The sequence below is a fragment of the Caenispirillum salinarum genome, from assembly GCF_044803115.1.
Taxonomy (GTDB): domain Bacteria; phylum Pseudomonadota; class Alphaproteobacteria; order Rhodospirillales; family Rhodospirillaceae; genus Caenispirillum; species Caenispirillum salinarum_A.
The window spans coordinates 3,879,672-3,901,212 of record NZ_CP085224.1 but is presented as its reverse complement, the minus strand read 5'-3'; the positions used below and the strand labels follow the sequence as shown (position 1 = coordinate 3,901,212).

21 protein-coding genes are annotated in these 21,541 nt (G+C 68.8%); 8 read left to right on the top strand and 13 right to left on the bottom strand.

Translation table 11 applies throughout. The features are described 5' to 3' along the window. Positions 1 to 74: 74 nt before the first annotated feature. The 3 genes from LG334_RS17855 to LG334_RS17845 form a co-directional block, all read right to left on the bottom strand. On the bottom strand, positions 75 to 437 hold the full coding sequence (locus tag LG334_RS17855; protein WP_404380027.1) for a ChaB family protein: 363 nt from the start codon (positions 435 to 437) through the stop codon (positions 75 to 77). 94 nt (positions 438 to 531) lie between these two features. Further along, positions 532 to 903, bottom strand: coding sequence for a TraR/DksA family transcriptional regulator (locus LG334_RS17850; RefSeq protein ID WP_404380025.1), 372 nt, complete (start codon positions 901 to 903; stop codon positions 532 to 534). 85 nt (positions 904 to 988) lie between these two features. Further along, positions 989 to 1,234 (bottom strand): DUF1127 domain-containing protein, encoded by a 246-nt coding sequence (locus tag LG334_RS17845; RefSeq protein ID WP_404380023.1) that lies wholly within the window; start codon positions 1,232 to 1,234, stop codon positions 989 to 991. Positions 1,235 to 1,355: 121 nt separating this feature from the next. Here LG334_RS17845 and LG334_RS17840 point away from each other — a divergent pair, with 121 nt between their 5' ends. Together LG334_RS17840 and rpmG are read left to right on the top strand one after the other, a co-directional pair. Beyond that, positions 1,356 to 2,228: a LysR family transcriptional regulator gene (locus LG334_RS17840; protein ID WP_404380021.1), complete on the top strand. Its 873-nt coding sequence runs from the start codon at positions 1,356 to 1,358 to the stop codon at positions 2,226 to 2,228. A gap of 109 nt (positions 2,229 to 2,337) precedes the next feature. After that, positions 2,338 to 2,505: a 50S ribosomal protein L33 gene (rpmG, locus tag LG334_RS17835; protein ID WP_009541589.1), complete on the top strand. Its 168-nt coding sequence runs from the start codon at positions 2,338 to 2,340 to the stop codon at positions 2,503 to 2,505. 115 nt (positions 2,506 to 2,620) lie between these two features. Here rpmG and LG334_RS17830 read toward each other — a convergent pair whose 3' ends face one another. The 4 genes from LG334_RS17830 to purU all read right to left on the bottom strand — a co-directional run bounded on the left by LG334_RS17830 (position 2,621) and on the right by purU (position 5,607). Continuing rightward, positions 2,621 to 2,995: a response regulator gene (locus tag LG334_RS17830; RefSeq protein WP_404380019.1), complete on the bottom strand. Its 375-nt coding sequence runs from the start codon at positions 2,993 to 2,995 to the stop codon at positions 2,621 to 2,623. Positions 2,996 to 3,092: 97 nt separating this feature from the next. Further along, entirely contained in the window at positions 3,093 to 3,458 is a 366-nt protein-coding gene (locus LG334_RS17825) for a DUF423 domain-containing protein (protein WP_404380017.1), read from the bottom strand. A 450-nt stretch (positions 3,459 to 3,908) separates the two neighbouring features. Continuing rightward, positions 3,909 to 4,628, bottom strand: coding sequence for a Crp/Fnr family transcriptional regulator (locus LG334_RS17820; protein ID WP_404380015.1), 720 nt, complete (start codon positions 4,626 to 4,628; stop codon positions 3,909 to 3,911). A 103-nt stretch (positions 4,629 to 4,731) separates the two neighbouring features. Further along, positions 4,732 to 5,607, bottom strand: a complete 876-nt coding sequence (purU, locus tag LG334_RS17815) for a formyltetrahydrofolate deformylase (RefSeq protein WP_404380013.1) — start codon at positions 5,605 to 5,607, stop codon at positions 4,732 to 4,734. A gap of 86 nt (positions 5,608 to 5,693) precedes the next feature. On the opposite strand from purU, the gene LG334_RS17810 reads away from it, so the two are divergent. Both LG334_RS17810 and LG334_RS17805 read left to right on the top strand, forming a co-directional pair. Continuing rightward, the gene (locus tag LG334_RS17810; protein ID WP_404380011.1) at positions 5,694 to 6,158 is read left to right on the top strand and encodes a cyclic nucleotide-binding domain-containing protein; all 465 of its coding nucleotides are present in this window, start codon (positions 5,694 to 5,696) and stop codon (positions 6,156 to 6,158) included. A gap of 55 nt (positions 6,159 to 6,213) precedes the next feature. After that, a complete protein-coding gene (locus LG334_RS17805; protein ID WP_404380009.1) occupies positions 6,214 to 7,074 on the top strand; it encodes a sterol desaturase family protein in 861 nt (286 codons plus the stop codon). On the opposite strand, the gene LG334_RS17800 is transcribed toward LG334_RS17805, so the two are convergent. The 4 genes from LG334_RS17800 to rpoH all read right to left on the bottom strand — a co-directional run bounded on the left by LG334_RS17800 (position 7,058) and on the right by rpoH (position 10,776). Next, positions 7,058 to 7,504, bottom strand: a complete 447-nt coding sequence (locus LG334_RS17800) for a hypothetical protein (RefSeq protein ID WP_404380007.1) — start codon at positions 7,502 to 7,504, stop codon at positions 7,058 to 7,060. The genes LG334_RS17805 and LG334_RS17800 overlap by 17 nt on opposite strands. Before the next feature lie 312 nt (positions 7,505 to 7,816). Further along, positions 7,817 to 9,166 carry an ammonium transporter gene (locus LG334_RS17795; RefSeq protein WP_404380005.1) on the bottom strand — a complete coding sequence of 450 codons (1,350 nt, stop codon included), beginning with the start codon at positions 9,164 to 9,166 and terminating at the stop codon, positions 7,817 to 7,819. A 22-nt stretch (positions 9,167 to 9,188) separates the two neighbouring features. Then, positions 9,189 to 9,527 carry a P-II family nitrogen regulator gene (glnK, locus tag LG334_RS17790; RefSeq protein ID WP_009538486.1) on the bottom strand — a complete coding sequence of 113 codons (339 nt, stop codon included), beginning with the start codon at positions 9,525 to 9,527 and terminating at the stop codon, positions 9,189 to 9,191. Positions 9,528 to 9,870: 343 nt separating this feature from the next. Next, entirely contained in the window at positions 9,871 to 10,776 is a 906-nt protein-coding gene (rpoH, locus tag LG334_RS17785; protein WP_404380003.1) for an RNA polymerase sigma factor RpoH, read from the bottom strand. Between the two features lie 539 nt (positions 10,777 to 11,315). Here rpoH and LG334_RS17780 point away from each other — a divergent pair. The 4 genes from LG334_RS17780 to malQ all read left to right on the top strand — a co-directional run bounded on the left by LG334_RS17780 (position 11,316) and on the right by malQ (position 17,052). Further along, positions 11,316 to 11,723, top strand: coding sequence for a c-type cytochrome (locus tag LG334_RS17780; protein WP_404380001.1), 408 nt, complete (start codon positions 11,316 to 11,318; stop codon positions 11,721 to 11,723). 293 nt (positions 11,724 to 12,016) lie between these two features. Further along, positions 12,017 to 12,445, top strand: coding sequence for a DUF2934 domain-containing protein (locus tag LG334_RS17775; RefSeq protein ID WP_404379999.1), 429 nt, complete (start codon positions 12,017 to 12,019; stop codon positions 12,443 to 12,445). A 144-nt stretch (positions 12,446 to 12,589) separates the two neighbouring features. Continuing rightward, on the top strand, positions 12,590 to 14,758 hold the full coding sequence (gene glgX / locus LG334_RS17770) for a glycogen debranching protein GlgX (RefSeq protein ID WP_404379997.1): 2,169 nt from the start codon (positions 12,590 to 12,592) through the stop codon (positions 14,756 to 14,758). Between the two features lie 86 nt (positions 14,759 to 14,844). Further along, complete coding sequence (gene malQ / locus LG334_RS17765) at positions 14,845 to 17,052, top strand: 4-alpha-glucanotransferase (protein WP_404379995.1); 2,208 nt, start codon at positions 14,845 to 14,847, stop codon at positions 17,050 to 17,052. A gap of 181 nt (positions 17,053 to 17,233) precedes the next feature. Here the strand turns inward: malQ and LG334_RS17760 are convergent, their stop codons facing one another. Then, the gene (locus LG334_RS17760) at positions 17,234 to 19,012 is read right to left on the bottom strand and encodes a S41 family peptidase (RefSeq protein WP_404379993.1); all 1,779 of its coding nucleotides are present in this window, start codon (positions 19,010 to 19,012) and stop codon (positions 17,234 to 17,236) included. Between the two features lie 177 nt (positions 19,013 to 19,189). After that, positions 19,190 to 21,529, bottom strand: coding sequence for a ribonuclease R (rnr, locus tag LG334_RS17755; RefSeq protein WP_404379990.1), 2,340 nt, complete (start codon positions 21,527 to 21,529; stop codon positions 19,190 to 19,192). Positions 21,530 to 21,541: the final 12 nt, after the last annotated feature.

Sequence of the window (21,541 nt, the reverse complement as noted above, 5' to 3'; positions counted from 1 at the left end):
GCATTCCACGCCCGGCACGACAAGGGCCGGCACCTTGCGGGGTGCCGGCCCTTTCGCGTGCCTGCGCGGCCTGGTCAGGTCTTGTTGCCCTCGGGCTTGTCGGTGCTGGGCTGGCTGACGCGCTGGTCCAGGGGCGAGGGTTCCTCGGCGCTGCTGCCGGTGTGCTCGCGGCGCTTGATGCCGCGCGGCTGGCTTTCCTCCAGCGGGCCGCGCACGCCGCCGCCGGCGCCGGGATTGCCGCGCTCGCCCCGCATTTCCCAGCGGCCGTCGGGGGTGCGCTGGTAACGCTTCTCCACCTCCCTCCAGGCGGCGCGGGCGGCGTCGGCGTCGCCCCGCCCTTCGGCCTCGTTGAAGGCGGTCATGTAGAGTTCCTGGCCCAGTTCCGGCAGGGCGTCGCGCACGTCGGCGGGCAGTTCGGTGGGGGAGGTGTATGTCATGGCCGCGTCTCCTTCATCGGACCTTCTGTCGTCGTGTGACAGTGCAACGGTCCGCGACGGCTGCGGGGTGCCGGTCACCCGGCTCGGCTGCGGTTCAGGCCTCCCCGCCGGCGGCGCAGTCGATGCAGGTGGGGACGGCCGGGTCCAGGTCCAGGCGCTTGACGCCGATCTCTTCGCCGCAGGAGACGCAGTAGCCGTATTCGCCCTCGTCCATGCGGGCGAGCGCGGCGTCGATGCGCGCCAGTTCGATGCCGCGGCGGCGCTCGGTTTCCAGCGCCATGGCCTGCCCCTGCAGCGCGTCCATGCGCGACAGGCGGCCGACGCTCTGCTGGTCAAGCTCCACCGGCGCGCGGTCTAAACGGGTGGACTGGGTCATGGCCTGCAACTCCTCCCGGCGAGCCCGCAGGCGCTCCCGCAGGCGATCGGCGTCGATGTCGGTGCGATCGGTCAGGGGTGTATCGGTCATGAACCCATGCTAGCAGCCGGAGGCCGGCGAGCGGAAGAGGGCGGCGGCGGTGCGCGCACGGCCGCCGCTTCCCGCGTCCTGTCGCTCAGATGTCCCAGAAGGGGCGTCGCAGTTCACGCCGGCGGGCCTCGGTGGTGATGCCCAGGTCCCGCAGCTGGATCTCGTCCAGCGCCGCCAGTTCGCGGCGTTGCGCCGCGGCCGCCCGCATCTGCCGAAGCCGCGCCCAGGCGGCCCTCGCCCATGCCGCCAGCCCGGCCCTGCTGCCGGTTGCGCCCGGCGTCCGGGTCTGCTGTTCCACTCCGCACCGCATGGAGTCGCACGTCGTCGTCATGGCACTTTCTCCCGTCGTGGGTCGTCGATGGGGCCAGGATCACGCCGCCTCTTGCAGAACGGAAGGCAATGTTTATGATGGTTGGGATTAGGGTTCCTAATGTAAGACGGGAGGCGCGGCCATGGCGCGCAATCTGGACACGGCGGCGCTGCGGGCCTTCGTGGTGGTGGCGGAGGCCGGCGGCATGACCCGCGCGGCCGGGCTTCTGAACCTGACGCAGGGGGCTGTCAGCCAGCAGGTGCGGCGGCTGGAGGAGCAACTCGGCTGCCGCCTGTTCGAGCGCGAGCACCGCAGCCTGCGGCTCAGCACCGCCGGCGAGCGCCTGCTGCCGCGCGCCACCGCGCTTCTGGAGCACAACGACGCCATCTGGGCCGCCATGACGGCACCGGAGGTGGAGGGCGAGGTGCGACTCGGCGTGCCCTACGACATCGTGCCCGCCATCATGCCGCCCATCCTCAAGACCTTCGCGCGGGAATGGCCCCGGCTGCGGGTGAACATGATCACCGACCCGACGGTCGCACTTCTGCGCATGCTCGACGCCGGGGACCTGGATCTGTGCCTGACCACCGAACGCGATCCGGCGCCGCGGGCCGAGGTGCTGAGCCGCGAGTCACTGGTGTGGGTGGGCGCGCCGGGCGGGGCGGCGCACCAGCGCGATCCGCTGCCGCTGGCGCTGGGGGACCCGACGTGCTCTTTCCGGGCGGCTGTGCTGGAGGCGCTGGGCGGGACGGCGCTGGACTGGACCATGATCTGCACCACCAGCAACCGCGACAGCATGAGCGCCATGGTCGCCGCCGACCTGGGCGTGGCGCCGCTTCTGCGCGTCAGCGTGCCGGCGGAACTGCGGGTGCTGGACGATGCCGGCGATTGCGGTCTGCCCACGCTGCCGGCCTTCGCCATCGCCATGTACGGACCCGCCGCGCCGGCGTCGGTGGGGGCGGAAAAGCTGGCCGATCACATCCGGCGGGCCTTCGCCGCACGGCTGGCGGCATGAGGCGCGAGAATCCTGCGCGGGCGCGCTGGTCGGCCCTTGACAGCGCCCCATAAGCGGGTATCTTGCCCCGCTCCAGTTTCAGAAATTCTCCGCGTAAGGATTTGCCGCCATGGCCAAGCCCACGACGATCCAGATCAAGCTCGAGAGCACCGAGGGCACGGGCTACTTCTACATTGCCAAGAAGAACCCCCGTAACACCACTCAGAAGCTCGAGTTCCGCAAGTACGACCCGGTCGCGCGCAAGCACGTCATCTTCCGCGAGACCAAGATGAAGTAAGCCCGCCCGGGCTCTTCTTCATGCGTACATCGAAAAGGCCGCCGGCATTGCCAGCGGCCTTTTTCGTTGCGTCCCGTCGGCGCGGCGGCGCCGACGGGCAGGATGCCGCCGCGCCTTAGGCGGCGTCTCCCAGGAAGGAGTTGACGGTGCTGAGGAAGCTGGCGACGGAAATTGGCTTGGCAATGTAGCCCTCGCAGCCGCCCTCGCGGATCTTTTCCTCGTCGCCCTTCATGGCGAAGGCGGTGACGGCGATGACGGGAATGCTCTTCAGCTCCTCGTCGTCCTTGAGCATGCGGGTGATCTCAAGGCCCGAAATCTCGGGAAGCTGGATGTCCATAAGGATCAGGTCGGGGCGGTTTTCGCGCGCCAGGTCCATGACCTCGCGACCATCCTTGGTCTGCACGGTTTCATAACCGTGGGCCTGCAGGAGGTCGTTGAACAGCTTCATGTTCAGGTCGTTGTCTTCAACGATGAGGATCGTTTTCGCCATATCCGCTTCCCGTCAGTCGCGTTCCGTCCCACTCGAGTCGGACGGGTATCGGCGCATCATGGGTTTCCCTTCCGGGAAAGTCAAACGGCCGAGGCCGCTACGCCTTCAGGGCGGCCCATGCCACCGATAGCCATCCTGCCAGGAACGCGGTGCCACCGAAAGGCGCTGCCGCGGCAACCGGCAGATCGGTGAGGGCCAGCAGGGTCAGCGATCCGCAGAACAGCACGATGCCGGCCTGGAACAGCACGCCGGCCACCGTCAGCGCCCGGCGGCCGGGCCAGCGGTCCGCCAGGATGCCCACCAGCCCGAGTCCCAGCGCGTGCCACAGCATGTAGCGGGAGGCCTTCTCCGCCAGGCCCACGGCCCGGTCGTCGCCCATGCTTTCCAGCGCGTGCGCCGCAAAGGCGCCCAGGGCCACGGCGAGAAAGGCGTTGAGGCCGGCCAGAACGATCCAGCGCCGCATGATAGTCAGTCCCTCCCTCCCGGATCGAGTCGATGGTCGCGTCGGCCCGGGCGGCACCCCCGAGCGGCCACAGCACAGACCATCGGGACGCCGGGCGCAAGGGCAGACAAAAAAAGGGCGGAGCATTTTGCTCCGCCCGAGTAACGCTCTTGAGGGAAAGAGGATACCGATACCGGGGCATCGCCCCGGTGAGTCAGATACTGCCCCCGCGTGCATCGGAATCCTGTGATACCCGTCACAAGGGCATGATTTTTTTACGGTCGGTGCGAAAAAAGCGGGCCGCCGCGATGGCGGCGACCCGAGGAAGGTAAAAGCGAGAGAAGAGAAAGATGATCCCGCGAGCGGGACTCGGCTCACGAGATCGAAACCATCATGCCACTGGCGGTGGCGTTTGTCGGTGACCAAGATCACGTTCAGAGGGTGTAGGCGGTCCGCCTTACGCCTTCGGCATCATTCGCCGCGCACTTCTTCAACCATTTCGCTCAGGCGCTCCACGTCCAGCACCACCAGCGCGTTCTGGTCGCGGCGCACGATCTTCTTGCGCGACAGGTCGTTGAGCACGCGCGCGACGGTCTCGCGCGTGGTGCTGACGCGGGCGGCGATGTCGGAATGCACCGGGATGGGGCTGATGGCGGCAAAGCCTTCGGGCGTCAGCGATGCGGAGCGGGTGAGTTGCAGCAGGTCGGCATGCACCCTGTTGTTGGCGCCCAGCGTCGACAGGTCGAGGATTCGCGTGGTCGCCGTGCGCACGATGTTCGCCAGCCGCTGCATGACCGCCAGCGCGACATCGGGATGGCCGCGCAGCAGGGTGAAGAACTGCTCGTGGGTCAGGCTGGCGACGGTGGTCTCGCCCACCGTCATGACGCTGGCCGAGCGGGGGTTGCCGTCCAGTGCCGCCAGTTCGCCGAAGACGCCGCCGGCGTGAATGTCGTCCAGCGCCACCTCGCGGCCCGACAGGCTGTAGATCACCACCCGCACCGCGCCGCTGACCACAAAGAAAACGTCGCGGCTGTCGGACTGGCGGTCGATGATCTGCTCGCCGGGAAGATAGCGCCTCCAGCGGCACTGCGCCGCCACCGCCTCGCGCTCGGCCGGCGACAGGCTTTCCAGCAGCTTGACCCCGTCCAGCGTCCGGTACGCCGCATCGGTGACCATCGATTCCCCCAACATACTTTTGATCCCTGGTTGACCCAATGGTGCGCATCTTCGCCCAAAAGACCAGCGAAAAAAGCATGGGCAACAGATCGGAGCGCCTGCCGCGGGGAGCGTGCCGTCAGCGGAACACGACCGTCTTCGCCCCGTTGATCAGCACGCGGCGCTCGATGTGGTAGCGCACGGCCCGGGCGAGCGTCACGTTCTCCAGGTCCTGGCCGACGCGCACCAGGTCTTCCACCGAATGGGTGTGGTCGACGCGCTCCACCGCCTGCTCGATGATCGGTCCCTCGTCCAGGTCGGGGGTTACGTAATGGGCCGTGGCGCCGATGATCTTCACGCCGCGGATGAACGCCTGCTGGTAGGGCTTGGCGCCCTTGAAGCTGGGCAGGAACGAATGGTGGATGTTGATCGCCCGGCCGTTCAGGGCGCGGCAGGCCTCGGGCGTCAGGATCTGCATGTAGCGGGCCAGCACGACCAGGTCGATGTCCTGGTCCTCGACCATCCGGAGCATCCTGGCCTCCTGCTCCGCCTTGGTCTCCTTGGTGACGGGCAGGTGGGTGTAGGGAATGCCGTGCCACTCCACCAGCTTGCGCATGTCCTCGTGGTTGGAGACCACGCCGGCCACGTCAATGCCCAGCTGCCCGGTCTGCCAGCGGTGCAACAGGTCGTTCAGGCAGTGGCCGAAGCGCGACACGGCGATCAGAACCTTCGGGCGGCGGTGGGCGTCGTGCATGGCCCACGTCATGTCGAAGCGCTGGGCGACGCGCTCGGCGAAGCGGCTGCCCAGCACATCGCGCTCGGGTGCCTTGTCGCCGTGCTGGAAGACGGCGCGCATGAAGAACCGGTCGCTGGACAGGTCGCCGTACTGGGCGCATTCCACGATGAAGCAGTCCTGTTGCGCCAGGAAGCCGGTGACGGCGGCGACAATGCCCGTGGCGTCGGGGCAGGCGATGGTCAGGATGGTCGTGGGAACGTCGGTGGGGGCGGACGGCATGATACGGTCTCCGGTTTGCGCAAGCGCCCCCGATTAAGCACCATCACGCCCGCTCCGCAAGCCCGAGGTGGCGCGGATGCTCCACCTTGGCTAGACTTCCGGAGTACGCCATCGGGCGAGCGGTGAAGGGGACGATCACCATGACCACCAGCGACAACGCCGACGCGGCGCCGGGCGAGTACAGCGTCGAGGGCCGCAGGACCGTGGCACGCGGCGACCTGCTGTTCAAGGAAGGCGACGCGGCCGACTGCGCCTATATCGTGGAAGAGGGCCTGCTGGAAATCTCCCGCGCGTGGAACGGCGCCGACGTCATCATCGGCACCGCCGGCCCCAACGAGATGGTCGGCGAGATGGCGCTCATCGACAAGGCGCCGCGCAGCGCCACCGCCCGCGCCATCCGCGAGACGACGCTGCTGGTGGTCCCCTGCGAGCAGTTCGAGTGGCTGCTGGAGGACACCAACCCCGTCGTCCGCCGCCTGCTGGAGCGCTTCGTCGCCATCATCCGCAACGTCAACGACACCAACCTGAGGCTGACGCTGGGCATTCGCTGAGGCCTTTGCGGGCGGGGACGGAAACCCCATATCGGGCGCCATGGAAACACTGCTGATGGACAACGAGGCCTGGGTGCGCATGGGCGCCTTCGCCGGCATCCTGGGCCTGATGATGGCGCTGGAAGCCCTGCGCCCGCGCCGCGCCCGCCTGAACGCCCGCGCCCGGCGCTGGGTGGGCAACCTGGGCGTGGTCGGGGTGGCGACGGTGCTGGCGCGGCTGGTCGTGCCGGTGGTTCCCGTCGCGCTGGCGGCCGTGGCTGCGGAAAAGGGCTGGGGGCTGCTCAACCAGATGGACTGGCCGCTCTGGGCCGAGGTGCTGGTGGCCGTGCTGGTGCTCGATCTGGTGGTCTACCTGCAGCACGTGCTGTTCCACGCCGTGCCCGCCCTGTGGCGCCTGCACCGCATGCACCACGCCGACACCGACATCGATGCCACCACCGGCATCCGCTTCCACCCGCTGGAGATCATCCTGTCGCTGGGCATCAAGCTGGCGGTCGTTCTGGCGCTGGGGCCGGCCGCGGTGGCGGTTCTGGTGTTCGAGGTGCTGCTGAACGGCAGCGCCATGTTCAACCACGCGAACCTGGCGCTGCCCCGCCGGCTGGATGCGGTGCTGCGGCTGCTGGTGGTGACGCCGGACATGCACCGCGTCCACCATTCCTGGCATCGCGACGAGACTGACCGCAACTTCGGCTTCTGCTTCCCCTGGTGGGATCGGCTGCTGGGCACCTACCGCGCCCAGCCCCGCGACGGGCACGAAGGCATGTCCATCGGTCTGCCCGATTTCCGCGACCCGCGGGAGCTGTCGCTGTGGCGCCTGCTGACCCAGCCTTTCCGGTCGCCCGGCCGGATCAGCCCGCCCAAGGCGGCCGAGCCCGTGGCGACGGAGCCCCAGGCGTCCGCTACTTCACGACCCTGAGCTTTGGACGCCGGTGGCCGCCGGCGGGGGTGTCGGGGCCGTCGCCGGTCGACTCGGCGCTGTCCAACCCGACGGCGCGACCCATGTCGGGAGGCGCGGTGCCGGGGCCGGCGATGCCCGTCTCGCGCAGCAGCATGTCGCCCTCCAGCCGGCGCAGCAGGCCGGCGTAATGACGGTCGGCGCCGGCGCCCTCGTGGGCGGTGAGTGCGGTGGCCTCGAAGCGGCGGGCCAGCCAGCCCACCAGACGGCGCAGCCAGCGCCGGCGACGGGCACCGAGCGGATCGGCCGGCGGCCGGGCGCGGTTGGCCGCGGCCCGCTTGAGGTTCTCGCGCACCGCCGGTGGCAGGGCTCCCGGCAGGCCGTGGGCCGGGCGGCCGGAGAGGGCGGTCTCGGTGTCGTCGTCGCGGAAACCCGGCCCATCCTTGGACATGGCGCTGCTCCTTCTGCCGCTGGCCCGTCTCATGCGCGACGGCGATTGAAGCCGTCGCCGCCGCGTTGTGCGCGCTTCCGCGCCCTCCAAGGCTCCGGCCTTGCCGGGGGACGAGCGTATGATCTCGTCTGTCGCCCGCTCTCATGTGCTGTGGCGGTTGCCTCGGCTCAAGGCCCTTGCCGAAGCAACGCCGGTGGATGTATGCGGTTTCCGCTCATCCGTGAGGCGCACGAAAGAAAGGCCCGGGCGGTGGTGCCGCCCGGGCCAGTCGGTCGAGGTGAGGATCGGGTCGGAAGACCCGGACGCCGGTCGTCAGCTCTGCGAGCCGCGGCCGAACTCGGGGTAGGCCTCCAGGCCAAGCTCGTGCTTGTCCATGCCGTCCATTTCCTCCTCGTCGGAGACCCGCAGGCCGACGGTGGCCTTGAGGATGCCCCACAGGACGAAGGAGACGGCCAGCGTGAAGGCGCCCACGGCGACGATGCCGATGACCTGGGCGACGATGTCGCCGCCGCCGAAGATGCCGACGGCCAGCGTGCCCCAGATGCCGGCGACCAGGTGGACCGAGATGGCGCCGACCACGTCGTCGATCTTCAGCTTGTCGAGCATGGGCACGGCCAGCACCGCCAGGATGGCGCCGATGGCACCGACCACCATGGCCAGGAACAGGTTCTCCAGCGTCGGGTTGGCGGTGATCGCCACCAGACCGGCGAGCGCGCCGTTCAGCACCATGGTCAGGTCGATCTTCTTGTAGAGGATCTGGGTCATCGCCATGGCGGTCACGATGCCCGCGCAGGCGGCCAGGAAGGTGTTGGCGTAGACGATGGACATGGCGGTGGCGTCAAGGGCCGAGCCCAGGGCGAGCTGCGATCCGCCGTTGAAGCCGAACCAGCCGAACCACAGGATGAACATGCCCAGCGTGGCCAGGCTCAGGTTGCTGCCCGGCAGCGGGTTGACCCGGCCGTCGGCGCCGTACTTGCCCTTGCGCGCGCCCACCATGATGGCACCGGCCAGCGCCGCCCAGCCACCGACCGAGTGCACGATGGTCGAGCCGGCGAAGTCGCTGAAGCCCATCTCGGTCAGCCAGCCGCCGCCCCAGGTCCACGAGCCCTGGATCGGGTAGATCACGGCACCCAGGACGAAGACGAAGGCGATGAACGGCCACACCTTCATGCGCTCGGCCACCGTGCCGGACACCACCGAGGCGGCGGTGGCGACGAAGACCACCTGGAAGAACCAGTCGGACATGACCGAATAGCCGTTGCCGACCACCTCGGACACCGTCTCCGGCGTCGCCTCGTCGGCGCCCAGCAGGGCGGTTTCCGCGCCCGACGGGTTGTAGAGCAGCGCGAAGCTGCCGATCCAGCCCGAGACGTCGACGTACATCAGGTTGTAGCCGACCAGGTAGAAGGCGATGGACGCGGTCGCGTACAGCGCGGTGTTCTTCAGGCAGATGGAGGCGACATTCTTGCCCCGCACCAGGCCGGCTTCCAGCATGGCGAAGCCGACGGCCATGAAGAACACCATGGCGCCGTGGATGAGGAACGAGAACGTGTTGAAGGTAAAGGCCGTCTCGGCCGACACCTCGGCGTGCGCCGGGGCGGCGGCGGTCATGGCGACCGCCGCGAGCGCGCCGGCCACGAGCATGGTGGACTTGCGGTTCATGTGATGCATCCCCCTGTGTCGGTCAGAGCGCTTCGAGGTCGGCTTCGCCGGTGCGGATTCGCACGGCCTTCTGCAGGTCGAGCACGAAGATCTTGCCGTCGCCGATCTTTCCGGTGTTCGCGGCGGTCTGGATGGCCTCGACGACGCGGTCGACCATGTCGTCGTTGACCGCGACTTCCAGCTTCACCTTGGGCAGGAAGTTCACGACGTATTCGGCGCCGCGGTAGATCTCGGTCTGGCCCTTCTGGCGGCCGAAGCCCTTGACCTCGCTGACCGTCAGGCCCTGGATGCCCAGTGGCGTCAGCGCCTCCCGGACCTCGTCGAGCTTGAACGGCTTGATGATCGCCATCACTAGCTTCATCGGTTTTCCCTCCATGGATCGCGCAGCCAAGGCCGCGCCCATTCGCCCCCAGTCGCCGTGTGGCACGGGACGCTCAGGCCCTTGTGTCTTCAAGGACCGTGCCAACCGGACAGAAGGCGGGAAACGGGAGGAAAACCAGCGGCTTAGGGTGGGCTAAAATTGTGCAGGTTCACCGGACAGGTTTCACGTGCACAAAAATAGTGCAAAAGGCTGTCGCTGCGCCGCACACGATTGAGGCAGAAGCCGCTTCCGCTCACGACACTGTCCGAGGCCGCTTGAAAAAACGGCACGAAAAAGGGGCGCCCCGTGCGGGACGCCCCTTGTGTGACGGCACGGCGGCCGGTCAGATTGGGATGCTGACGGCGGCGCCCCGGCCTTCCAATGCCTCGGCGGCGGTCTTCACGGCCGTCTGGAGCTTCGTGAAGGCGCGGTTCTCGATCTGGCGCACCCGCTCGCGCGAGATGCCGTAGTGCTTGCCCAGTTCCTCCAGCGTCGTCGGCTGGCTCTTGAGGCGGCGCTGCATGATGATGTGGCGCTCGCGGTCGTTCAGGTGCTCCAGCGCGTCCTTGAGCAGGCGGCGGCCCAGGCGGCGTTCCTCGGCCTCGGCCAGCATGGTTTCCTGGTTGGGCACCTCGTCCACCAGCAGGTCCTGGCGCTGCAGGTCTCCGTCCTCGCCGACGGGCGTGTTGAGGCTGGAGTCCTGGCGCGACAGGCGGCGGTTCATGTCGACCACGTCGGACTCGTTGACGCGCAGCTCCTCGGCGATGGCGCGGGCGTTCTCCAGGCTCATGTCGCCTTCCTCGTAGACGCCCAGCTTGGCCTTGAGGCGGCGGAGGTTGAAGAACAGCTTCTTCTGCGCCGCCACGGTGCCGACCTTCACCAGCGACCACGAATTCAGCACGTACTCGTTGATGCTGGCCTTGATCCACCACATGGCGTAGGTCGCCAGCCGGAACCCCTTGTCCGGCTCGAACTTCTTGACGGCGCGCATGAGGCCCAGGTTGCCCTCGGCGATCAGGTCGGACACCGGCAGACCGTAGTAGCGGTAGCCCATGGCGATCTTGGCCACCAGTCGCAGGTGGCTGGTCACCATCAGGTGGGCGGCCTCTTCGTCGTCGTGATCGCGATACCGCTCGGCGAGCATGACTTCCTGCTCGGCCGTCAGCAGCGGATACCGCTTGATCGTCTCCATGTACCGCGCGAGGCCGTCCTCCGACGCGATGACCGGTAAGGAAAGATTGGACGCCATGGCTCCACCTCTTCGCCAGACTAACAGATCCCGGTCCTATTCACCGCCGCCGCCGACCGTTCGTCGCCCGTCTCCGGGTCCGGCCTTCTTTGCCATGCGCACGCGCGGTCCCAACTCTCGTATCCTTGTTTTTAACGCTTCCAGGCTATAAAAACCCGATTGAATTTGTCAAGTTTATCCGTCGCCGACTTCCTCGCGCCCCGCGTGCAGGTCCGGGCCCCGTTGCGGCGCGCCTCGACGGCTGATCTTCCTGCAGGTCTACGCCCCGCGAAAGGCATGGGATCACGCAATCACGAAGATTTTACGGCGGCGCCCGACCACGAAGGCGCCACATTCGTGGGCGACGGTACCGATCGGATGAGGCCGACTCGGCGCAGTTACGATCAAACGGGGCAGGCGGCAACCTTGTGTCTTTTGCGGTTTCCCGGTACGGTTTGCGCCGTTCATCATCCATTCATCACGGAGTCCGCGGCGTCGCGCCGGGGGCGTCTCGCAGACGAACGTGTTAATGCATTAAAGCATTCGGAAGGAGTTCGGGAATGAAGAAGACCATCGTGATGGCCGGCATGGCCCTGGCCGCGCTGGGCGTTTCCGCCACCGGCGCCGCCGCTCAGGATGTCGCCGCCGGCGAGAAGATCGCCAAGCGCTGCATCGCCTGCCACACCTTCGAGGAAGGCGGCGCCAACAAGGTCGGCCCCAACCTGTTCGGCGTCACCGAGCGTGCTCCCGGTACCGCGGAAGGCTTCAAGTATTCCAAGGGCTTCCAGGCCGCCGTCGACGCCGGCATGACCTGGGACGACGCCAACCTGATGGCCTACCTGGAAGACCCCACCGCCCACCTGCGTGAGGTCTCCGGCGACTCCTCGGCCCGCTCGAAGATGACCTTCAAGCTGAAGCCGGAAGACGACCGTCAGAACGTCATCGCCTACATGAAGACCCTGAAGTGATCCTTCAGGCCTTCGCCGGCTGACACGGATACCGCCGCCCCGGCCACCGGGGCGGCGGTTTTCGTTTGGGTCCGGCGCGCATAACCATATGATCTTCAATGAAATTTCCGTTTCGCTTCGATGCTTTTGAAGAAGCTTGAGCGTTTTCAAACGCTTACCGTGCGCCCGCCGGGCAACCCCGTGCGCCGTCGCATGTTTTCCGGCCCCACCGTTGCGTGTAGAGTGAACCCCGCGGCTGCGTGAGCCGTGGATTACCGGGAATGCCCAGGCGGAACACAGGAAAGGTGACGCACATGCCCTCTCTGGAAGATGCGATTCGGCGCCGGGCCTATGAGCTGTGGGAGGCTCATGGTTGCCCCGAGGACCGCAACGACGAGTTCTGGTACATGGCCGAGAAGGAGGTGATGGCCACCGAGGCGCCCGCCGCCGACGAGGCCCAGCCGACCGCCCGCAAGCGCGCCACCCGCGCCGCCGAGGCCGTTGCCGAGTCGCCCGCCGCCGGCACGCCCGCGCCGAAGAGGAGCCCCGCCAAGGCCGCCAAGGCCGGCGGCAAGGCCACCGCCGCCAGCGCCACCAAGACGCGCGCCAAGACCGGCACCACCGCCGCGAAGAAGACCGCCGCCGCCGGGACCGCCGGGCCGAAACAGCGCAAGGCTCCCACGCCCAAGTCCGCCGGCAAGGCCGGCCCCGCCAAGAAGCCCACCACCACCGGCGAGACCTGACGCGGCGCCGCCCGCGCCGGCACCAGGGAGGGTTAGCGTGGTGCCGGCGCCCGGCCGTTCCGCCGTCTTTTGCCGCTCCGGGCCCGCACCATCCGCGGGCACTGCCATCGCCGCTGCCGCCGCGCCGCCTGCCAAGGACGGACCATGAGCCACCCGCACCGCCGATCCCTGCAACCCGGCGCACCCTATCCCCTGGGCGCGACGTGGGACGGCCATGGCGTCAACTTCGCCGTCTTCTCGGAAAACGCCGAGGCGGTGGAGCTGTGCCTGTTCGACCCCAGCGGCCGGCGCGAGCAGGAACGCATCCGCCTGCCCGAGCGCACCGACGCGGTGTGGCACGGCTACATTCCCGACCTCATGCCCGGCCAGCTTTACGGCTACCGCGTCCACGGCCCCTATGACCCGCCGCGCGGCATGCGGTTCAATCCCAACAAGCTGCTGGTCGACCCCTATGCCCGCGCCCTGTCCGGCGAGGTGAAGTGGACGCCGTCGTGCTATGCCTACCGTCTGGGCAGTTCGCGCGGGGACCTGTCCTTCGACCGGCGCGACAGCGCGCGCTCCATCCCCAAGGGCGTGGTGGTCAACGACGCCTTCCCCTGGAACGAGCGCATCCGCCGCCCGCGCATGCCGTGGACGGAAACCATCGTCTACGAGCTGCACCCGCGCGGCGCCACCATGCTGCACCCCGACGTCCCGGCCCCCATCCGCGGCACGCTCGCGGGCCTCGCGTCGGAGCCGCTGATCGGCCATCTGGTGGACCTGGGCGTCACGTCTGTGGAGCTTCTGCCCATCTACGCCTATGCCGACGAGCCGCACCTGGTGGAGCTGGGCAAGACCAACTACTGGGGCTACAACCCCTACAACTTCTTCGCGCCGGCCCCGCGCCTGCTGTCGTCGGGCAACCTGGACGAGGTGAAGACCATGGTGTCCCGCTTCCACGAAGCGGGGCTCGAGGTCATTCTGGACGTGGTCTACAACCACACCTGCGAGGGCAACGAGCTGGGCCCGACCATCAGCCTGCGCGGGTTCGACAACGCCAGCTACTACCACCTGGTGCCGGAAAATCCCCGCTACTACGAGAACCACTCGGGCTGCGGCAACACCATGAACCTGACGCACCCGCGCGTGCTGCAAATGGTCATGGACTCCTTGCGCCACTGGGCGGAGGTGATGCGCGTCGACGGGTTCCGCTTCGACCTGGCGCCGGCGATGGGGCGCGACATCCACGGATTCGACGCCAACCACCCGTTCATGGCCGCGGTGCGCCAGGACCCGGTGCTCAACGGGGTCAAGCTGATCGCCGAGCCGTGGGACATCGGCCCCGCCGGCTATCGCGTCGGCAGTTTCCCGCCCGGCTGGCGCGAGTGGAACGACGGCTTCCGCAACAACATCCGATCCTTCTGGCGCTCCGATCCCGGCCAGGGGCCGGCGGTGGCGACGCGCGTGGCGGGGTCGAGCGACATCTACAGCCGGCGCGGCCCGACGGCGTCCATCAACTTCATCACCGCCCACGACGGCTTCACCCTGGCCGACCTGGTCAGCTACAACGCCAAGCACAACGAGGCCAACGGCGAGAACAACCGCGACGGCACCGACAACAACATCTCGTGGAACTGCGGCGTTGAGGGCGCGACCAACGACCCCGACGTGCTGGACCTGCGCTACCGCCAGAAGCGCAACCTGCTTGCCACCCTGCTGCTCAGCCAGGGCGTGCCCATGATCCTGGGCGGCGACGAACTGGGCAACAGCCAGCGCGGCAACAACAACGCCTATTGCCAGGACAACGAGATCGGCTGGATCGACTGGTCGCTCGGGCGTGACGAGGACATGGACTTCCTCGCGTTCGCACGGATGCTGGTACACCTGCGCCGCGCGAACCCGGCGTTCCGCCGCAAAAACTTTTTCAAGGGCGCTCTTCTGGGCGAGAACGGGCCGGTGAAGGACATCACCTGGCTGTCGCCGGCGGGGCAGGAGATGACGCCCGCCGACTGGAACGCCCCCATGCTGCGCTGCTTCGGCTTTCACCTGGGCGATGTGGGCGACGGGGCGGCGCACGCCGGCCACAAGGACCAGGTGGTCGTGCTGATGAACGCCGGCATCGACCCCATGGCGTTCCGCCTGCCGTCCGAGGCCTACGGCGGACCCTGGGTGCGCCTGTTCGACACCATGCGCGCAGGCGTGGAAGGGCCGCGCAAGGTGGTGGACGCCGCCGAGGTCTACCCGCTGGGGCCGCACGCCATGGCGGTCTTCACGCAAGAGAGGCGGGGCGCGCGCGGACGGACGGGGCGGCGAACGACCGACCGGCGAGCGTGAGACGCCTCCCGGTGCGTTGAGACTTGAGAAAACGGCATTACCGTCCCGGAGGGGACACCTTCGGAACGACAGGCGAGGGAACCGATATGGAGTACGTCGACACGCTGGCACGCCTGGCCGAGAAGGCAGGAATCGAGCCGGCCTATCACGACATCTTCGGCAACCGGCACGAGGCGGACGAGGCCGACATCAGGGCGCTTCTGGCCGCCCTGGGCGTGCCGGCTTCCGATACCGACGAGGCGTCCCGCAGCCTCGATGACCTGGAGCGCCGCGACTGGGGCCGCCTGCTGCCGCCGGCCACCGTTCTGCGCACCACCGGCGAGCAACTCGCCACCACGCTCACCCATCGCCGCGACCGGCGCGACGTCGTCTACAGCTGGGTCCTGATCCAGGAGGACGGCCTGGAGATGACGGGCGTCGCCGACCCCGGCGACCTGGCGACCATGGACGAGGCGGAGATCGGCGGCATCGCCTACGAGCGCCGCAGCCTGCCACTGCCCTCGCACATGGCGCATGGCTACCACACCCTGCGCCTGATCGACGCCGACGGCGCCGTGGCGGCGGAGGGCAACGTGATCGTCTGCCCCACCGCCTGCTACACGCCGCACGCCGCCCTGAACGGCAATCGCGCCTGGGGCGTGGCCTGCCAGCTTTATTCCGTGCGCAGCGACATCGACTGGGGCATGGGCGATTTCTCCAGCCTGCGCACGCTGGCCCAGGGGGTGGCGCAGAACGGCGGCCATGTGGTCGGGCTGAACCCGCTGCACAGCCTGTTTCCGGCCAATCCGCTGCACATCAGCCCCTACAGCCCGTCCAGCCGGCTGTTCCTCAATCCGCTTTATATAGACGTGCAGGCCGTGCCGGAGGCGGCCGACAGCATGGACGCCAAGGCGCTGATGGCCGACACCGCCTTCCGCGACCGCCTGGATGCCGCGCGCAAGGCCGAGGACGTGGACTACGCCGCCGTCTCCGCGCTCAAGCACGAGATCCTGCGCGTCCTGCACAAGCATTTCCGCACCCTGCCGGCCGACCACCCGCGCGTCGCCGCCTACCAGGCCTTCCTGGACGAGGGCGGCTACCGCCTGCACCGCTTCGCCGTTTTCATGACGCTGCACGAGCACTTCGACGGCACCCCCTGGCACCAGTGGCCGGAGGAATACCTGAACCCGGCCGGCAAGCCGGTCCTGGCCTTCGCGTCCGAACACATGGAGCGGGTCAACTATCACCTGTGGCTCCAGTTCGAGGCCGACCGGCAACTGGCCGAGGCAGCCGGGACGCTGAAGGACGCCGCCGGCGGCCCCACCATCGGCCTCTATCGCGACCTGGCGGTGGGCGTGGACACCGAAGGCGCCGACACCTGGATGGACCCCGGCGTCTATGCCGTCGGCGCCCGCGTCGGCGCGCCGCCCGACGAACTGGCCCACGGCGGCCAGGACTGGGGCATGCCGCCGCTCAACCCGCTCAAGCTGCGGGAGATGGGCTACGGTCCCTTCATCGAGATGGTGCGCGCCAACATGCGCCATGCCGGGGCCCTGCGCATGGACCACGCCATGGCGTTGCAGCACCTGTACTGGATTCCGCCGGGGGTGAGCGCCAAACAGGGCACTTACGTCAGCTATCCCATGGAGGACCTGCTGGGCATCCTGGCCCTGGAAAGCCACCGCAACTGCTGCATGGTCATCGGCGAGGACCTGGGCACCGTGCCTGACGGTTTCCGCGAGCGCATGGCGCAGGAGGACGTGCTGTCCTACCGCCTGTTCTATTTCGAGCGGTACGACGGCGGCCTGTTCAAGCGGCCCGAGGCCTACCCGGACCTGGCCGTCGCCACGCCCACCTCGCACGACCTGTTCACCATCGTCGGCCATTGGCGCTGCTGGGACATCGCACTGCGCCACGACCGCAATCTGGTCGGACCCGGCACCTCGCGCGAGGAGGAAATGGAGGCACGCGCCAAAGACCGCGCGCTGCTGGTGGCGGCGCTTAAGGACCAGGGACTGGTGCGCGAGGATTTCCCCGAGGACGAACACGTTCCCGGCGACGACCTGCGCGAATTGATCCTCGGGGTCCATCGCTTCCTGGCGCGGGCCCCGTCGCGGCTGATGCTGGTCAACCTGGACGACCTCGCCATGGAGGAAAGCCAGGTGAACGTCCCGGGCACCGTCGACGAATACCCCAACTGGCAGCGCCGCCTCACGGTGTCGCTGGAGCGCCTGGTCCACAGCGCCGACTTCGCCCGCACCGCCGAAGCCGTGCGCGCCGAACGCCACCGCGCGGTGAAACCCGGCGGCGGCTGACGGCGCTCGCGCTGGCGCGCGTGGGTTTTTGCGAGGAGCACGGCTCCTCGCGCTCCCGTTTCACTTGGCTGCGGCAGGACGGACGCGGCGTTCAGCGGCCCCTGCCTTGGAGAAGTGGGGGACCGGGGGCTTCCGACCCCGGCGGGGTTTGGGGCTGGCCCCAAGCGCGGCAGCGCTCGCTCTACCGCCGCGCGGTGACGTGATCCGCCGTCAGGCCCAGCGCCCAGCGGTACAGGGCGGGCTCGCGCACCAGGCGTTCGCCCAGGGCCAGGTCGACCTCGTTGCCGGCGTGGCTCTTGGGCGGGCAGTTGGTGCGCAGCTTGCGGCGGCCCTCGGTGTCTTCCAGGGGCGTGGAGCGCCATTGCGCGTACTGGGTGGGCACCATCGCGTCGACGTCCGCCTGGGCGCGCAGAAGCTGCTCCACGCTCCGGCCAAGCTCGTTGCCGTCGCTGGCGGCGTCGGTATGGGTGGCATTGATGAAGCCGCCCTCGGAGGCGTCGGTCTCGCCTTCCTCGGCCATCAGCGCCGCCGAGGCGTCGGCCAGTGCCACGGCGTCGCTGCCATCGCCGATGTTGCCGTAGGCGGTGCAGAGCGACGGCATGACACCCAGGCCGTGCAGGGCATACCCCGACGGGCTGTGGAAGCGCGACCACGTCAGCGTCATCTCGCCGTCGTTGGGCAGGCGCACCACCGTCTGCACGGTGCCCTTGCCGTAGGACGTGGTGCCGACGACCACGGCCCGGCCCTGGTCCTGGAGGGCCGCCGAGACGATCTCCGCCGAGGAGGCCGAGCGTCCGTCCACCAGCACCACCATGGGCAGGCCGGCGGCGATGTCGCCGTGCCGCGCATTGTAGTACTGGCGGCTTTCCGGGTGGCGGCCGCGGGTGGAGAGAATGGGGCCGTCGTCGATGAACAGGTCCGAAACCTCCACCGCCTGGTCCAGCAGGCCGCCGGGATTGCCGCGCAGGTCGAGCACCAGCCCGCGCAGGTTCGGGCCCAGTTCCGCGCGGGCCTGGGCGACGGCCTTCTGCACGCTTTCGGCCGTGCGCTGGTTGAAGCTGGAGATGCGGATGATGGCGCTGTCGCCCTCGGTCGCCAGCGTCACGGTCCGGGGCACCACAAGGTCGCGGCGGATGGGCACGCGCACCGGCTGGGCGATGCCGGGACGGGAGACTGTGAGGGTCAGCGTGCTGTCGATGGGGCCGCGCAGCATCTTCTTGACCTGCGTGGTCTCCAGCCCGCCCAGGTCGATGCCGTTGACGGCGGTGATGACGTCGCCGACGAACAGCAGGCCGCTGGACGGCGCCTCGTCGAACACGTCGCGCACCTCCAGCCCCGCGTCGTCGCGCACGTAGCGGATGCCGATGCCGCCGAAGCCGTTGCGGTTGGCGCGGTGGTCGCGGGCCTCCTCGGCGCCGGCGTAGCGCGAGAACATGTCGAGCGAGCTTAGCGCCGAGTCGAAGACCGCCTGGTAGACCGCTTCGCTGTCGGCGGCGGCAAGCGGCGGCGAGACGCGGCGGGCGTCGGCCACCATGTCGGCGACGGCGCGGGCCCAGGCGCGGGCGTCGTCGGTGGCGGGTGCGGGACGCGACGCGACGACGCCGCCGGTGGCGCGCAGCTCCACCCGGCCGTCGGCGGTGGTGTCGGCGATCAGCGCCGGGTCGATGCCGCCGAGGCCGCGCAGGCCCTCCAGCGCCAGGTCGCCCGCGCTGACGTCATTGATGTAGCGGCCGGTGATGGCGCTGAAGCCGTAGGCGAACACGCGCTCGGCATCGTGATTGGGGAAGGCGGCGGCGGGCCGCGCGGAGGCGGCGGGAATGGCGGCCGAAACGGGGCCGGCGGCACCGGCGGGGCGCGGGCCCTCGCTGGGTGCGCAGGCGGCGGCCGTCAGAGCGGCCACCAGAAGGACCGCGCGATGAAGGCCGGAAGCTGGGCGGGACAGTTTCTTGCGGATGCTCATGCGGCCTAAGCCATACCCTTTCCCTCGCACCGATGTCATAGAAACATGCGGTGGGGCAGCCTTACAAGAAGGGAATGCGCCGGATCCCCCGTTCACTGTTCCATCATGCCCGCGGCAAAGTTGAGAAACCGTGAAGGCGGCCGGCGATTTAGGCCGTGTGAGTTGGCTGGCGCCGGGTCAGTGCTTGGTCTTTCGGCTTACTTTGCCACCCTTGCCCGGCTTCTTTCCCTTGGCGGTGGCACGGCCGGCCACCTTGACGCGCCGCGTGTCCTTGGCCGCCTTCACCCGGCGCTGGCGCCCGACGCTGACGGCGGGCTTGCGGGCGCCGGTTTCGGCGTCGACCGTCTCGCCCGGCTTGCGCACGCCGGCGTGGCCCTTTTCCTCGACGATGTGGAACAGCATGCCGCCGGTCAGCGGGCTGGCTTCCATGAGCTGCGCCGTCACCAGGTCGCCCAGCCGGTAGGTTCGCCGCGACTTGCGGCCGATGAGGGCATGCTGGGCCTCGTCGTGCATGTAGTAGTCGTCGGGCAGGGTGGAGATGGGCACCAGCCCGCTCGCCCCGGTTTCCGACAGTTCCACGAACAGGCCGAAGCGGTTCACGCCCCGGATGCGGCCCGAGAACAGCGAGCCCACGTGGTTGGCGAGCCAGGCGGCGGCGAAGCGGTCCGTCGCGTCGCGCTCGGCGGTGGCGGCGCGGCGTTCGGTGATGGAGATGTGCTCGCCGATGGGCTCCATGCGCTCCATCTCCTCGTCCGTCAGGCCGTCCTTGCCCAGGCCCAGCGCCCGGATCAGGCCCCGGTGGACCACAAGGTCGGAGTAGCGGCGGATGGGCGAGGTGAAGTGGGCATAGCGCCGCAGGCCGAGGCCGAAGTGGCCCAGGTTCTCGGGGCTGTAGACGGCCTGCGCCTGGCTGCGCAGCACCACCTCGTTGACGATGATCTCGTCGGGGCTGCCCTTTACCGACTCCAGGATCTTGTTGAAGTGGTGGGGCTTGATGGTGCCGGTGGTCAGCGTCAGGTCCATGCTGTCGAGGAACTCGCGCAGGGCCTGGAGGCGTTCCGGCGCCGGTTCGTCGTGGACGCGGTACATGCAGGGCGTGTCGTGCTTCTCCAGTTCCTCCGCCGCGCAGACGTTGGCGAGGATCATGAATTCCTCGATCAGGCGGTGGCTGTCGAAGCGCGGACGGATGACGACGCCGGTCACCTGGCCCTCGTCGTCCACCAGGATGCGGCGTTCGGGGATGTCCAGGTCCAGGGTGCCGCGCCGGTTGCGGGCCTCGGCCAGGGCGTGGAAGGCGCCGTAGAGCGGCTTCAGAACCGGGTCCACCAGCGGGCCGGTGAATTCGTCGGCCATGCCGTCCATGGCGTTCTGAACCTGCGTGTAGGTCAGCCGCGCGCTGGAGCGGATCATGCCGCGTGTGAAGGCGTGGTCCAGCTTGTTGCCGTGGCGGTCGATGCGCATGCGCACCGCCATGACCGGCCGGTCCTCGTTGGGCCGCAGCGAACACCAGCCGTTGGACAGGGCTTCCGGCAGCATGGGCACGACGCGGTCGGGGAAGTAGACGCTGTTGCCGCGCTCGAACGCCGCGCGGTCCAGCGGATCGCCGGGGCGGACGTAGTGGGCGACGTCGGCGATGGCGACCATCATGCGGAAGCCGCCGGGGTTGTCCTCGGCATCGTCGGGCTCGGCGAAGACGGCGTCGTCGAAATCGCGCGCATCCTCGCCGTCGATGGTGACGAAGGGGATGGCGCGCAGGTCCTCACGCCGGCCCAGCGTCGCGGCCTCGGCCTCCTCGGCCTGCTTCAGGGCCTCGGGCGGGAACTCGACGGGGATGTCGTTCTCGTGGATGCAGATCAGGCTGACGGACTTGGCCTGGCCGGTGTGGCCCAGGCGCTCCACCACCTTGGCCAGGCGCAGGCCCAGCCGGCGACCGGGCATGACCTCGGCCAGCACGATCTCTCCGGGCTCGGCGCCCATGGTGTCGTTCGCCGGCACCAGGTACTCGGTCTTTTCGCGCTTGCTGGTGGGGACCAGGCGCCCGCCCTCGGGTCCCGCCTCGTAGACGCCCAGCACCTGGTTCGGTGCGCCGGCCAGGCGCTTGATCAGCTTGCCTTCGTACAGGTCGTCGCGGATGCGGCGCACGCGCACCAGGGCGCGGTCGCCCCGGCCCATGGCCTGGCTCTTGCGGTCGGTGAGCAGGATGCGCGGCGGCGTGTCCTCCTGCGTCCAGGTGACGGGCTTGGCGACCAGCCCGCCTTCCGGGTCGATGGCGATGACCTCCACCACCAGCACCTCGGGCAGGGCGCCGGGGCGGTGGAACTGGCGCTTGTGGCCGCGTTCGATGGCGCCTTCCTCGGCCAGGTCCTTGAGGATCTTCTTGAGGTGCACCCGGTCCTGGCTGCCGATGTGGAATGCCCGCGCGATCTCGCGCTTGCCCACCTTGCCGGGGCTCTCGTTGATGAACTCCAGCACCTGGTCCTTGGTGGGCAGAGGGGCGGGCTGCTTCGGCTTTGTCAATCCGGGTCCTTT

Excerpts from the sequence above, each read along its gene's own strand:
- LG334_RS17780 (WP_404380001.1), top strand. The coding sequence starts at position 11,316 with ATGAAGAAGACCATCGTGATGGCCGGCATGGCCCTGGCCGCGCTGGGC.
- LG334_RS17855 (WP_404380027.1), bottom strand. The coding sequence starts at position 437 with ATGACATACACCTCCCCCACCGAACTGCCCGCCGACGTGCGCGACGCC.
- LG334_RS17775 (WP_404379999.1), top strand. The coding sequence starts at position 12,017 with ATGCCCTCTCTGGAAGATGCGATTCGGCGCCGGGCCTATGAGCTGTGG.
- rpoH (WP_404380003.1), bottom strand. The coding sequence starts at position 10,776 with ATGGCGTCCAATCTTTCCTTACCGGTCATCGCGTCGGAGGACGGCCTC.
- LG334_RS17850 (WP_404380025.1), bottom strand. The coding sequence starts at position 903 with ATGACCGATACACCCCTGACCGATCGCACCGACATCGACGCCGATCGC.
- LG334_RS17795 (WP_404380005.1), bottom strand. The coding sequence starts at position 9,166 with ATGAACCGCAAGTCCACCATGCTCGTGGCCGGCGCGCTCGCGGCGGTC.
- glgX (WP_404379997.1), top strand. The coding sequence starts at position 12,590 with ATGAGCCACCCGCACCGCCGATCCCTGCAACCCGGCGCACCCTATCCC.
- LG334_RS17805 (WP_404380009.1), top strand. The coding sequence starts at position 6,214 with ATGGACAACGAGGCCTGGGTGCGCATGGGCGCCTTCGCCGGCATCCTG.
- glnK (WP_009538486.1), bottom strand. The coding sequence starts at position 9,527 with ATGAAGCTAGTGATGGCGATCATCAAGCCGTTCAAGCTCGACGAGGTC.
- LG334_RS17830 (WP_404380019.1), bottom strand. The coding sequence starts at position 2,995 with ATGGCGAAAACGATCCTCATCGTTGAAGACAACGACCTGAACATGAAG.
- LG334_RS17825 (WP_404380017.1), bottom strand. The coding sequence starts at position 3,458 with ATGCGGCGCTGGATCGTTCTGGCCGGCCTCAACGCCTTTCTCGCCGTG.
- LG334_RS17820 (WP_404380015.1), bottom strand. The coding sequence starts at position 4,628 with ATGTTGGGGGAATCGATGGTCACCGATGCGGCGTACCGGACGCTGGAC.
- LG334_RS17800 (WP_404380007.1), bottom strand. The coding sequence starts at position 7,504 with ATGTCCAAGGATGGGCCGGGTTTCCGCGACGACGACACCGAGACCGCC.
- malQ (WP_404379995.1), top strand. The coding sequence starts at position 14,845 with ATGGAGTACGTCGACACGCTGGCACGCCTGGCCGAGAAGGCAGGAATC.
- LG334_RS17845 (WP_404380023.1), bottom strand. The coding sequence starts at position 1,234 with ATGACGACGACGTGCGACTCCATGCGGTGCGGAGTGGAACAGCAGACC.
- purU (WP_404380013.1), bottom strand. The coding sequence starts at position 5,607 with ATGCCGTCCGCCCCCACCGACGTTCCCACGACCATCCTGACCATCGCC.
- LG334_RS17840 (WP_404380021.1), top strand. The coding sequence starts at position 1,356 with ATGGCGCGCAATCTGGACACGGCGGCGCTGCGGGCCTTCGTGGTGGTG.
- rpmG (WP_009541589.1), top strand. The coding sequence starts at position 2,338 with ATGGCCAAGCCCACGACGATCCAGATCAAGCTCGAGAGCACCGAGGGC.
- LG334_RS17760 (WP_404379993.1), bottom strand. The coding sequence starts at position 19,012 with ATGAGCATCCGCAAGAAACTGTCCCGCCCAGCTTCCGGCCTTCATCGC.